At 65.3% G+C, this 12,383-nt stretch carries 13 protein-coding genes; 7 read left to right on the forward strand and 6 right to left on the reverse strand.

What is annotated here, in order from left to right; genetic code table 11:
* Positions 1-49: 49 nt before the first annotated feature.
* The 4 genes from AC1RQG_RS14275 to AC1RQG_RS14290 are packed head-to-tail and all read right to left on the reverse strand — an operon-like array spanning position 50 to position 4,575.
* Entirely contained in the window at positions 50-2,086 is a 2,037-nt protein-coding gene (locus AC1RQG_RS14275) for a sodium:solute symporter family protein (protein ID WP_493132401.1), read from the reverse strand.
* Complete coding sequence (locus AC1RQG_RS14280) at positions 2,083-2,352, reverse strand: DUF4212 domain-containing protein (protein WP_493132403.1); 270 nt, start codon at positions 2,350-2,352, stop codon at positions 2,083-2,085. Before AC1RQG_RS14280 ends, AC1RQG_RS14275 begins: the two co-directional genes overlap by 4 nt.
* Positions 2,345-3,871 carry a sensor histidine kinase gene (locus tag AC1RQG_RS14285; RefSeq protein ID WP_493132405.1) on the reverse strand — a complete coding sequence of 509 codons (1,527 nt, stop codon included), beginning with the start codon at positions 3,869-3,871 and terminating at the stop codon, positions 2,345-2,347. The genes AC1RQG_RS14280 and AC1RQG_RS14285 overlap by 8 nt, the downstream gene beginning before the upstream one ends.
* Positions 3,868-4,575 (reverse strand): response regulator, encoded by a 708-nt coding sequence (locus AC1RQG_RS14290; protein WP_493132407.1) that lies wholly within the window; start codon positions 4,573-4,575, stop codon positions 3,868-3,870. Before AC1RQG_RS14290 ends, AC1RQG_RS14285 begins: the two co-directional genes overlap by 4 nt.
* 204 nt (positions 4,576-4,779) lie before the next feature.
* Between AC1RQG_RS14290 and recA the strand changes: the two genes are divergently transcribed.
* From recA to AC1RQG_RS14325, 7 genes are all read left to right on the forward strand, one after another.
* A complete protein-coding gene (gene recA, locus AC1RQG_RS14295) occupies positions 4,780-5,856 on the forward strand; it encodes a recombinase RecA (RefSeq protein WP_493132409.1) in 1,077 nt (358 codons plus the stop codon).
* A gap of 97 nt (positions 5,857-5,953) precedes the next feature.
* Positions 5,954-6,412 carry a recombination regulator RecX gene (gene recX / locus AC1RQG_RS14300; protein WP_493132411.1) on the forward strand — a complete coding sequence of 153 codons (459 nt, stop codon included), beginning with the start codon at positions 5,954-5,956 and terminating at the stop codon, positions 6,410-6,412.
* A 294-nt stretch (positions 6,413-6,706) separates the two neighbouring features.
* On the forward strand, positions 6,707-7,282 hold the full coding sequence (locus AC1RQG_RS14305; RefSeq protein ID WP_493132413.1) for a DUF2889 domain-containing protein: 576 nt from the start codon (positions 6,707-6,709) through the stop codon (positions 7,280-7,282).
* 94 nt (positions 7,283-7,376) lie between these two features.
* Positions 7,377-8,546, forward strand: coding sequence for an ADP-forming succinate--CoA ligase subunit beta (sucC, locus tag AC1RQG_RS14310; RefSeq protein ID WP_493132415.1), 1,170 nt, complete (start codon positions 7,377-7,379; stop codon positions 8,544-8,546).
* 13 nt (positions 8,547-8,559) lie between these two features.
* Positions 8,560-9,441: a succinate--CoA ligase subunit alpha gene (gene sucD / locus AC1RQG_RS14315; RefSeq protein ID WP_493132417.1), complete on the forward strand. Its 882-nt coding sequence runs from the start codon at positions 8,560-8,562 to the stop codon at positions 9,439-9,441.
* 101 nt (positions 9,442-9,542) lie between these two features.
* Entirely contained in the window at positions 9,543-10,139 is a 597-nt protein-coding gene (locus AC1RQG_RS14320) for an FHA domain-containing protein (protein WP_493132418.1), read from the forward strand.
* A 201-nt stretch (positions 10,140-10,340) separates the two neighbouring features.
* Positions 10,341-10,820, forward strand: coding sequence for a pilin (locus AC1RQG_RS14325; protein ID WP_493132420.1), 480 nt, complete (start codon positions 10,341-10,343; stop codon positions 10,818-10,820).
* 89 nt (positions 10,821-10,909) lie between these two features.
* Here the strand turns inward: AC1RQG_RS14325 and AC1RQG_RS14330 are convergent, their stop codons facing one another.
* On the reverse strand, positions 10,910-11,620 hold the full coding sequence (locus tag AC1RQG_RS14330) for a flagellar brake protein (RefSeq protein WP_493132422.1): 711 nt from the start codon (positions 11,618-11,620) through the stop codon (positions 10,910-10,912).
* Positions 11,621-11,763: 143 nt separating this feature from the next.
* Positions 11,764-12,270, reverse strand: coding sequence for a cyclic pyranopterin monophosphate synthase MoaC (gene moaC, locus AC1RQG_RS14335; protein WP_493132424.1), 507 nt, complete (start codon positions 12,268-12,270; stop codon positions 11,764-11,766).
* Between the last annotated feature and the right edge of the window lie 113 nt (positions 12,271-12,383).

The raw sequence follows: 12,383 nt of genomic DNA on the forward strand, positions 1-12,383 counted from the left end.
TTTGCCAAATTAATAATTTCCGCAGAATAACATCAACTTGCCAAAATGGCTATGGTTCGGGCGCTCTAATGTAGTCGACCATGGCGGCGATGCGGTGCGCCGGCGCGGGCGTGGCCAGGCTGACGACGGCCATGGCCAGCATCCCGGCCGGCACGCCGAAGATGCCGGCCGAGATCGGCGCGATGTGCAGCCACTGGCCGGCCGCGCTGCCGCCCAGCACCGGGTTGGTGTGCACCATGTAGTAGACGCAGGTGCAGAAGCCGGTGGCCATGCCGGCCAGCGCGCCGTAGTGGTTGGCGCGCTTCCAGAACACGCCCAGCACCAGCGCCGGCACCAGCGTCGAGCCGGCCAGCGAGAACGCCGCGCCCACCAGCGACAGGATGTCGGCCGGCTTCTGCGACGCGGTGTAGGCGGCGATGAAGGCCACCGCCAGCAGCAGCAGCTTGGAGATGGTGACCCGCTTCTGGGTCGAGGCGGTGGGGTCGACCAGCTTGTAGTAGACGTCGTGCGACAGGGCGTTGGAGATGGCCAGCAGCAGCCCGTCGGCCGTCGACAGGGCGGCCGCCAGCCCGCCGGCCGCCACCAGGCCGGAGATCACGTAGGGCAGGCCGGCGATCTCGGGCGTGGCCAGCACCAGCACGTCGCCGTCGACGGCGATCTCGGCCAGTTGCACCACGCCGTCGTGGTTGATGTCGGTGATGCTGAGCAGCGGGTTGAGCTTGTCCACATTGGCCCAGTACGACACCCAGTTGGGCAGGTGGGCGTAGTCGCTGCCCACCAGCGCATGGTAGATGTCGTACTTGACCAGCACCGCCAGCGCCGGGATGGTCAGATAGATCAGCAGGATGAAGAACAGGGTCCAGAACACCGACACCCGGGTCTCCTCGACCGACGGCGTGGTGTAGGAGCGCATCAGGATATGGGGCAGGCCGGCCGTGCCCAGCATCAGGCAGAACACCAGGGCCAGGAAGTTGTTGCGCTTGATGTCGGACTGCTCGGGCGTGCCCGGGTACGGCTGCGCGTGCGGCGTGAGCGGCTCGGCCCGCGCCAGGTACTGGTCGCGCGCCTCGGTCCATTCGCGGCTGGCCTCGTCCACGTTCTTCGGGTAGGCGATCAGGGCCCGCTCGGCGGCGCGGATCTCCAGCAGCGAGGCGTTGCGCTGCTTGATGCGGTCCAGGTGGCGCTGCGCCTCGATGCGGCCCACCTCCCACGACACCGGCAACTGCCGCAGGCGCTCGTCGTACTCGGCGGCGTGCTGGCGGAACGTGGCGCGCACCTGCGCCTCCTTCGGGTCCTTCTGCAGCACGGCCTCGCGCGCGCTCAGGCGCGACAGCAGCTTGCCGTAGGCCAGCTGCGGCACCGGGTTGTCGCTGTGCTTGACGGCCAGCCACATGGCCGGGATCAGGAACGCCACCACGATGATGATGTATTGCGCCACCTGGGTCCAGGTGATGGCGCGCATGCCGCCCAGGAACGAGCAGACCAGGATGCTGGCCAGCCCGAGGAAGATGCCGACCGAGAAGTCGACGCCGGTGAAGCGCGAGGCGATCAGCCCCACCGCGTAGATCTGCGCCACCACGTAGATGAACGACACGGCGATGGTGGCCGCCACGGCCAGCAGCCGCACGGCGCGGCCGCCGTCGCCGCCGTCGTAGCGGGCGGCCAGGAAGTCGGGGATCGTGTACTGGGCGAACTTGCGCAGGTAGGGCGCGATCAGCAGCGCCACCAGCACGTAGCCGCCGGTCCAGCCCATGATGTAGGCCAGGCCGTCGAAGCCGCGCAGGTACAGGCCGCCGGCCAGGCTGATGAAGCTGGCCGCCGAGATCCAGTCGGCCGCCGTGGCCATGCCGTTGAACAGGGCCGGCACGCGCCGTCCGGCCACGTAGTATTCGAGCACGTTGGAGGTGCGGCTGAGCACGCCGATGGTGGCGTACAGCACGATGGTGCCCAGCATGAACATATAGCCTATCCACTGGCGCGGCATGCCCTCCTGCTCCAGCACGGCCAGCGCCACCAGGAAGCAGCCGAAGCCGGCCGTGAACCACAGGTAGGTGCTGCGCAGGCGGCGCGCCAGCGAGCGGCTCATGGGCGCTCCCGGCCGTGCTGGCGGCGCCATTGCCGGTCGAGCCGCCGCATGCGCCAGGCGTAGGCGCCGAGGATGGCCAGGTACACCAGGCAGCCGCCCTGGGCCGCCAGATAGAACGACAGCGGCCAGCCGAACAGGTTCAGACCCGACAGTTCGCGGGCGAAGAAGGTGGCGCAGAACGTGGTCAGCAGCCACACCAGCAACAGCAGGCCGGTCAGGCGGCGCGTGCGTTGCCAGTGGGCCGGCGGCGGGGCGTGTTCATCCATAGTAAATCGTCTCGTCCATGGTGGCCGGCGGCGCGGGCGGCAACAGCGGGAAGGTGAGCCGGAACAGGCTGCCGGGCAGCTTGGCCGACTGGCTGCGCGGGTTGCTGTAGATGTCGACCTCGGCGCCATGCTGCTGGGCCACTTCGCGCACGATGGCCAGCCCCAGGCCGCTGCCCTCGACGTTGCTGCCGAGGATGCGGTAGAAGCGCTCGAACACGCGCTCGCGCTCGGCCGGCGCGATGCCGGGCCCGGTGTCCTCGACCTCGAGGAAGGCGTGTTCGGTCGTCGCGTGCACGCGCACGGTGACGCTGCCGCCGGCCGGCGTGTAGCGCAGCGCGTTGTCGACCAGGTTGGACAGCATCTCGCGCAGCATGGTGGCGTCGCCGGCGATCTGCACCGGTTCCGGCGGCGGCTCCAGGCCGAGGTCGATCTGGTGGGCGAACGAGGCCGGCACCCAGTCCTTGACCACGTTCAGCGCCAGTTCGCCCAGGTCCAGCGGCGCGAACGCCACCCCGGCCTGCGGCTGGTTCTCGGTGCGGGCCAGGGCCAGCAGCTGGTTGACGAGGCGGGTGGCGGCCTGCGAACTCTTGGCCAGCTGCTCGAGCGAGCGGTGCACCTCCTCGTGGTCGGTCTGGCGCAGCGCCAGCTCGGACTGGGTGCGCATGCCGGCCAGCGGCGTCTTCATCTGGTGCGCGGCGTCGGCGATGAAGCGTTTCTGCATGTCGATCGACTGCGACAGCCGGCCCAGCATGTCGTTCAGGGAGTTGACCAGCGGCGAGATCTCCTCGGGCACCTGGCGCGCCTCGATGGGACTGAGGTCGTCCGGGTTGCGGGCCCGTATCCGCTCCTGCAACTGGGCCAGCGGCGACAGCCCGCGCGCCAGCGCGAACCACACCAGGGCCAGCACGATGGGCAGGATGATGAACTGCGGCAGGATCACGCCCTTGATGATCTCGTTGGCCAGCTTGGCGCGCTTCTCCAGCGTCTCGGCCACCTGCACCAGGGCCTGGTGGGTGTCGTCCGGGTCCTCGTGGTCGAGCTTGACGTAGGAATAGGCGACCCGCACCTGGGTGCCGTGCATGGCGTCGTTGCGGAAGTGGACGGTGCCGGCGCGGAAGTAGTCCTCCTCCTGCGGCGGCGGCAGGTCGCGGTCGCCGTCGACGTAGACCCCGCCCGGCCCCAGCACCTGGAAATAGACGTTGTCGACGTCGTCGGCGCGCAGCATGTCGCGCGCCGAGGCCGGCAGGCGCTTGATGGTGGTGCCGTGGACGGCGTGCACCTGCTGGGCCAGCATGGTCACGCTGTCCTCGAGCGCGTGGTCGAACGGCTGGTTGGCGATCGACTTGGCCACCAGGTAGGTGATGGCGATGCTCATCGGCCACAGCAGCAGCAGCGGGGCCAGCATCCAGTCGAGGATCTCGCCGAACAGCGAATGCTGGATCTCCTCGTCGCGCTCGGCGGCCGGCGGCTGGTAGTCGTCGGCGGCCGGGGCGGCCCCTGGCGCGTCGGCCGGGCTCACTTGGCCTCGGGCTTGCCGGCCTCGGTGGCGGCCGGTTCAGCGTATTTTTCCAGGCAATAGCCGAGCCCGCGCACGGTGGCGATGCGGATGCCGCCCACCTCGATCTTCTTGCGCAGCCGGTGCACATAGACCTCGATCGCGTTGTTGCTGACCTCCTCGCCCCATTCGCACAGGTGGTCGACCAGCTGCTCCTTGGAGACCAGGCGGCCGGTGCGGGCCAGCAGGATCTCCAGCAAGCCCAGCTCGCGCGCCGACAGTTCCAGCATCTGGTCGTTGATGTAGGCGCTGCGGCCGACCTGGTCGTAGCTGAGCGGGCCGTGGCGCACCACGGTGGCGCCGCCGCCGGCGCCGCGCCGGGTCAGCGCGCGCACGCGCGCCTCCAGTTCCGACAGCGCGAACGGCTTGGCCATGTAATCGTCGGCGCCCAGGTCGAGGCCGTTGACGCGCTGCTCGATCGAATCGGCCGCCGTCAGGATCAGCACCGGCAGCAGCGAGGCGCGCGCGCGCAGCCGGCGCAGCACCTCCAGCCCGGACAGCTTGGGCAAGCCCAGGTCCAGGATCAGCAGATCGAACTCCTGGGTCGACAGGGCGGTGTCGGCGTCCTGGCCGTTCTTCACACAATCGATGGCATAACCGGACTGGCGTAGCGAGCGGGTCAGTCCATCGGCCAGCACGCTATCGTCTTCGGCAAGTAAAATACGCATGAGTCACTCCGGCTGCAGAAGCCTGTATTGTGTGACATTTCCCCCCGCGAAGCGAGTTTTTGTGTCGGCCGCTGTCAAGATTTGATCAGTTTCAACGCTCGTGTAAAATCGCGCTTGCAATAAGCACTGTTTTTTTATACAGTATCGCTTGTACCGACACACCAACCCCGCGCGTACCCTTGCGCATCAGGCTGAAAGAACATTATGGACGACAAAAAAGGCGCAGTACCCGCATCTGAAAAAGCCAAGGCCCTGGCCGCTGCGCTGGCGCAGATCGAAAAGCAGTTCGGCAAGGGTTCCGTGATGCGCATGGACTCCAGCACCCCGATCGAGGAGGTGCAGGTGGTGTCGACCGGCTCGCTGGGCCTGGACATCGCGCTGGGCGTGGGCGGTCTGCCGCGCGGCCGCGTGGTCGAGATCTACGGTCCCGAGTCGTCGGGCAAGACCACGCTGACCCTGCAGACCATCGCCGAGATGCAGAAGCTGGGCGGCACCTGCGCCTTCATCGACGCCGAGCACGCGCTGGACGTGGGCTACGCGCAGAAGCTGGGCGTGAACCTGCACGAACTGCTGATCTCGCAGCCGGACACGGGCGAACAGGCGCTGGAGATCTGCGACGCCCTGGTCCGCTCCGGCAGCGTCGACATGGTGGTGGTGGACTCGGTGGCGGCCCTGACCCCGCGCGCCGAGATCGAAGGCGACATGGGCGACTCGCTGCCCGGCCTGCAGGCCCGCTTGATGTCGCAGGCGCTGCGCAAGCTGACCGGCTCGATCAACCGCACCAACACGCTGGTGATCTTCATCAACCAGATCCGCATGAAGATCGGCGTCATGTTCGGCAGCCCGGAGACGACCACGGGCGGCAACGCGCTCAAGTTCTACGCCTCCGTGCGCCTCGACATCCGCCGCACCGGCTCGATCAAGTCCGGCGACGAGGTGATCGGCAACGAAACCAAGGTCAAGGTGGTCAAGAACAAGATCGCGCCGCCGTTCAAGGAAGCCCACTTCGACATCCTGTACGGCGCCGGCACCTCGCGCGAGGGCGAGATCCTGGACCTGGGCGCGGAAGCGAAGATCGTCGAGAAGTCCGGTTCCTGGTACAGCTACAACGGCGAACGCATCGGCCAGGGCAAGGACAACGCGCGCGCCTTCCTGCAGGAGCGTCCGCAGCTGGCGTGGGAGATCGAGAACAAGGTGCGCGAATCGCTGGGCGTGCGCGCGCTGCCGCCGCTGGCCGAGGAGCACGACGCGCCGGTGGCCAAGCTCAAGGCCGTCGACTAAGCGCGGCCTGGCGCCGGCTTGAGGCCGGCGCGGACCACAACCTGAACCACCGTCCCGCGCGAGCGGCCGGTGGTTTGTTCATCGTGCAGGGGAATTTATGGCAGCACAGCAACCCAGCCTGAAGGCGCGCGCCCTGCGCTACCTGTCCATGCGCGAGCACAGCCGCCTGGAACTGGGCCGCAAGCTGGCCCGCCACGCGGAGGAGGGCGACGACGTGGACGCCCTGCTGGACTGGCTGGAACAGAACAAATGGCTGTCGCAGGAGCGGTTCTCCGAAGCCCTGATCCACCGCCGCGCGGCCCGCTACGGCAACAGCCGCATCGTGGCCGAGCTGCAAAGCCATGGCGTGGCCGGCGAGGCGCTGCAGGAGCTCAAGAACACGCTGGCCGGGGACGAGACGGCCCGCGCCCGCGAGGTGTGGCGCCGCAAGTTCGGCGCCGTGGCCGCCGACCGCAACGAGCGCAACAAGCAGATGCGCTTCCTGCTGCAGCGCGGCTTCTCCCAGCGCGCCGTGCAGGCGGCCCTGGGCGGCGGCGATCCCGACGATGCATGCTGAGGGGGCCGAGGATCGGCCCCGCAGCCCGCGCCAGCGGCCATTTCCCAGTGAAGACAATTACCGGCGCCATCAGCGCGCACCGCATCGAATCCTTGCAAAAATGACTCCAAAGCCCCCGGTTCGGCCCCGTTTTTCGCCGCAAACCGCATGATTTGGCGCAACGGCGGGCATGGTGTGCTACACTTTTGTGGTTTTGCAGCACCGCGGGTGCGGTGGTTGTCCGTAGAAGCTGCGGCAACGTGCGTCAAGCACATGGCTGCTTATTAATTTCCGCCGCGCAAGCGGCATCGGTATATGTCCTTGTCAACTCCCGTTTCCCGACGTGCGCTGCGGCACACGCGTGCCATCGACGTCCAAGCGTTCAAGCGCGACGACGGCCTGTGGGACATCGACGCCCGTATCACCGATATCAAAGCCATGGACACCATGCTGGCCTCCGGCCCGCGCCCTGGTGGCACCTATCTGCATGACCTCTCCCTGCGTCTGACCGTGGACCTGGACCTGAACGTCGTGGCGGCCGAAGCCGCTTCCGACGCCGTGCCCTATCCCGGTTACTGCGACACCAACGGCCATGCCTACCAGCAACTGGTGGGCCTGAACCTGTTGAAAGGTTTCCGACACGAACTCAAGCAGCGCCTGGCCGGCATCGCCGGTTGCACCCATTTGACGGAACTGGCGCAGATCCTGCCCACGGCCGCCGTGCAAGCGTTCGCCAACGACGTGTGGTCGACCAACGATGCCGCCAGTCCCGACGCCGACCTGCCGCACCATAAGCCGTTCCAGCTGGACAAATGCCATGCCCTGCGCACCGATGGCGGGGCCGTGGCCGAGTTTTACCCGCGCTGGGTGGTCAAAGCAGCACCAGGATAGCGCGTAGCTTCACCTGCTTTTTCAAGAGTTATTTTCCGCAATATCAACCGATCTCAACCGATCTTTACACATCAGCATCAGAAGGGAAGCCAGCATGAAAATCCATGAGTATCAAGGCAAAGAAATCCTCCGAAAATACGGAGTGACGGTACCGCGCGGTATTCCGTGCATGTCCGTGGACGAGGCGGTCAAAGCTGCCGAAACCCTGGGCGGCCCGGTCTGGGTGGTCAAGGCGCAGATCCACGCTGGCGGCCGCGGTAAAGGCGGCGGCGTGAAAGTGGCCAAGTCGCTGGAACAAGTCAAAGAATACGCCAACCAAATCATGGGCATGCAGCTGGTCACGCACCAGACCGGTCCTGAAGGCCAGAAAGTGCGCCGCCTGCTGGTCGAAGAGGGCGCCGACATCAAGAAGGAACTGTACGTGTCGATGGTCACCGACCGCGTTTCGCAGCGCGTCGTGCTGATGGCCTCGTCCGAAGGCGGCATGGACATCGAGGAAGTGGCTGAGAAGCACCCCGAGCTGATCCACTCGATCGCCATCGATCCTTCCGTCGGCCTGACCGACGCCGACGCCGATGCCATCGCCACCAAGATCGGTGTGCCGGCCGCCTCGCTGCCGCAATCGCGCGCCAACTTGCAAGGCCTGTACAAAGCCTACTGGGAAACGGACGCCTCGCTGGCCGAAATCAACCCGCTGATCCTGACCGGCGACGGCAAGGTCATCGCCCTGGACGCCAAGTTCAACTTCGACGCCAACGCCCTGTTCCGCCAGCCTGAGATCGTCGCCTACCGCGACCTGGACGAGGAAGATCCGGCTGAAATCGAAGCGTCGAAATTCGACCTGGCCTACATTTCGCTCGACGGCAACATCGGCTGCCTGGTGAACGGCGCCGGCCTGGCCATGGCCACCATGGACACCATCAAGCTGTTCGGCGGCGAGCCCGCCAACTTCCTGGACGTGGGCGGTGGCGCCACGGCCGAGAAAGTGACCGAAGCGTTCAAGATCATGCTGAAGAACCCGGGCCTGAAAGCCATCCTGGTCAACATCTTCGGCGGCATCATGCGTTGCGACGTGATCGCCGAAGGCGTGATCGCGGCCTCGAAAGCCGTTTCCCTGCAAGTGCCGCTGGTGGTGCGCATGAAGGGCACCAACGAAGACCTGGGCAAGAAGATGCTGGCCGAATCGGGCCTGCCCATCATCTCGGCCGACACCATGGAAGATGCAGCCAAGAGCGTTGTCGCCGCCGCTGCCGGTCAAGCTTAATTAAGGAATCAACATGTCCATCCTGATCAATAAAGACACCAAAGTTGTAACCCAAGGCATCACCGGCAAGACCGGCCAGTTCCACACCCGCGGCTGCCGCGACTACGCCAACGGCAAGAACTGCTTCGTCGCCGGCGTTAACCCGAAGAAAGCCGGCGAAGACTTCGAAGGCATCCCGATTTTCGCCAACGTGACGGAAGCGAAAAAAGAAACCGGCGCCAACGTGTCGGTGATCTACGTGCCGCCGGCAGGCGCCGCCGCCGCCATCTGGGAAGCCGTGGAAGCGGAAATGGACCTGGCCATCTGCATCACCGAAGGCATTCCCGTCCGCGACATGATGGCCCTGAAGGACCGCATGGCCAAGGCCGGCTCCAAGACCCTGCTGCTGGGCCCGAACTGCCCCGGCCTGATCACGCCCGACGAGATCAAGATCGGCATCATGCCCGGCCACATCCACAAGAAAGGCCGCATCGGCGTCGTGTCCCGTTCGGGCACGCTGACCTATGAAGCCGTGGGCCAGCTGACCGCCCTCGGTCTGGGCCAGTCGTCCGCCGTCGGTATCGGTGGCGACCCGATCAACGGTCTGAAGCACATCGACATCATGAAGATGTTCAACGACGATCCCGACACCGACGCCGTCATCATGATCGGTGAAATCGGCGGTCCGGACGAAGCGAACGCCGCTTACTGGATCAAGGACAACATGAAGAAACCCGTGGTCGGCTTCATCGCCGGCGTGACGGCTCCTCCGGGCAAGCGCATGGGCCACGCCGGCGCGCTGATCTCGGGCGGCGCCGACACCGCGCAAGCCAAGCTGGACATCATGGAAGCGTGCGGCATCAAAGTCACCAAGAACCCGTCCGAAATGGCGCGCCTGCTGAAGGCGATGCTGTAATTTGGCAACGAGTTGGTGAATAATGACGGGGAGCCTGGTGCTCCCCGTTTTTTTTTGCGCCCACGGCACGACCCGCAACAACCGCATCCCGGAGATCGAGATTGGCCAAAATCATCATATCGCGCGAAGGCGTGGTGGAACAGCAAGTGCAGCTCAGCAAGGAGCGCATGACGATAGGCCGTCACCGGCACAACGATATCGTGCTGACCCACCCGTCCGTGAGCGGCGAGCATGCGGTGATCGTCACCATCCTCGACGACTCCTTCCTCGAGGACCTGCACAGCACCAATGGCACCTTCGTCAACGGCCACCGCATCGGCAAGCATTTCCTGCAGCACCTGGACATGATCAAGATCGCCAAGTTCCAGGTCGAGTTCATCGCCGACGGCGTGCGTCCGCTGGCGGCGGCCGCGGCGGCCGAGGCGCCGCTGGGCCAGATCGAAGTGTTGAATGGCAATAACGCGGGCAAGCAGATGGCGCTGACCAAGCCGCTCACCACGCTGGGCCGGCCCGGCGTGCAGGTGGTGGTGATCAACCGCGACGCCGGCGGCTACACCATCGCCCACGCGGAAGGCGCGCAGCCGCCGCTGGTCAACGGCGCGGCCGTGGGGCGGCAGCCGCTGCGGCTCAAGCACGGCGACGTGATCGACCTGGGCGGCACCCAGATGACGTTCCGCCTGGCCAACCCCGTCAGCTGACAAATTTTGTCAGCCCACCGCCGTTTTTGGCCTGGATGACAGATTTCGGCATGAAAACTGACAAAAATAGTCACCGCGATCGACAAAATTTGGCGCCCGGCGCCGATTTCTGGCCCAAAACGTCGTGAAAATGGTCTGGCACGGCCTTTGCTCATACAAAACCGTGGCACCAAACTTTTTACCTCACTCGGGAGCAGCAAAATGAAATCGATGAAAATGATCAAGAAACAAGCCCAAGCCGGTTTCACCCTGATCGAACTGATGATCGTGGTGGCAATTATCGGTATCCTGGCCGCCGTTGCTATTCCTGCCTACAGCGACTACACGATGAAGGCCAAGGCCAGCGAAGCGAACTCCATCTCCGCTCCCGCCCGCCTCGCCGTCGCGCAGGCCTTCAATGAAGGCTCGCTGAGCTCCGCGACCAACAATGCCAGCCTTAACCTGCCCGCCAGCAACGCCATCACCAGCAAATATGTGAGCGACGTTGCCGTCACCGGCACCGATCCAGCTGGTGGCGTGACCGTCGGCAAGGTCACCGTGACGATGCAGGGCACCGGCGACACCACCAACTTCGATGGCAAGACCGTCATCTACACCATCACCTGCACCACCGGCTCGAGCTGCGTGACCACGATTGACGCGGCCAGCACGCTGCCTGCCAAATATCGTCCAAAAACCTGATAGTCTCGGCTGACAGGTAACAGGAAAAACGATGCAGCCGCAAGGCTGCATCGTTTTTTTATTGAGGCAACGAAACAAGCGGCGCCGGATCAGACGATCTTCTGGCGGTCCGCGATCAGCGCTTCGTAGGTCAGGTTCTGCAGCATGGTGTAGTGCATGGGGTCGAGGTCGATGAACTGCACGCCGTAGGTGAACACCTCGGCCTTGTCGGCCGTGGCCGGCTTGACCACGTTGATGTTGCGGATGGTGGCGTTGGGATTGATGCGCACCTGGCGGTTGCCCGGCTGGGCGATCAGGTAGAACGACAGGCCCACCGTCGGCTCGTCCTCGGGCAGCGGCTTGGTCGATTCGATCAGCGCGCCCGACACGCTCAGGTTGACGAGGAACACCGAGGTGTGGCCGTCCGGCGTGGTGACCTGGGCCGGAATGTCGACCTTGACCCGCATCGCCGTGCGCAGACTGGTGCCCTGGATGGCGGACGGGAACGACAGGTGGACGTAGTACAGCGGCCGCAGGAACACGCGCTGCACGGTGCAGGCGAACGAGCACACGTTGACGCCCGAAAACACGCGGATGGTCAGCTTGTCGCCATCGTTGAGGGAGATGGGCGCCCCGTTCTCCATCGGGATCTTGACGATCATGTACTCGTCCTTGACCCAGCCGATCAACGTGGAAAAATGCTGTACCGGCTTGATGGTGCGGTGGGTGATGAACTGGATCCGGCCACCGACCTGCAAATGCATCTGCTCGAATTCGTATTCCTGCGTCCTGGCTTCGCTCGGCGGTGCCGTGCTGCTCATTCTTGCGTCCTCTTTGCCTGCATGGATGTCCCGTCCCCTGTCCGCCGTCGGTGCCACTTATTGTCTACCGACAGGAAAAATTGTCGGTTGTTATTGATTATATACTCGCAGACTTGCATCAACAACAAGAGGCGAGGGCGCCATCAGCTCGTCACGCTCCAGTCGCCCGACTTGCCGCCGTGCTTCTCCATGACGCGGATCTCGCCCATCACCATGCCCCGGTCCACGGCCTTGCACATGTCGTACACGGTCAGCAGGCCGATCTGCACGGCCGTCAGCGCCTCCATCTCGACCCCGGTCTTGCCGAAGGTTTCGACCTGGGCCCGGCAGTGCACGGTCGAGGTCGCTTCGTCGGTTTCGAAGTCCACGGCCACCCGCGTCAGCGCCAGCGGGTGGCACAGCGGCACCAGGTCGCTGGTGCGCTTGGCGCCCATGATGGCGGCGATGCGGGCGATGCCCAGCACGTCGCCCTTCTTGGCGCTGCCGGACACAATGATGGCCAGCGTCTCGGGCTTCATGCGGATCTGGCCGCTGGCCACGGCGACGCGGTGGGTTTCCTGCTTGTCGCCCACGTCGACCATGTGGGCCTGGCCGGTGGCGTCGAAATGGGTCAGCCCGTCGGCGGGCGGCGTGGTTTTGCTGGTCGTCATGGGTAGGATGCGCTCGTCAGTGGGCCGCGCGCGGGGCGGCCCGTCATGGGTCAATTGGTGGTGGTCCCGCTGCGTGCGGGGGCCAAGTGCGGGTATGATAGCACCGTGAACGC

It is taken from the genome of Rugamonas sp. GW822-FHT03B10 (assembly GCF_058801745.1).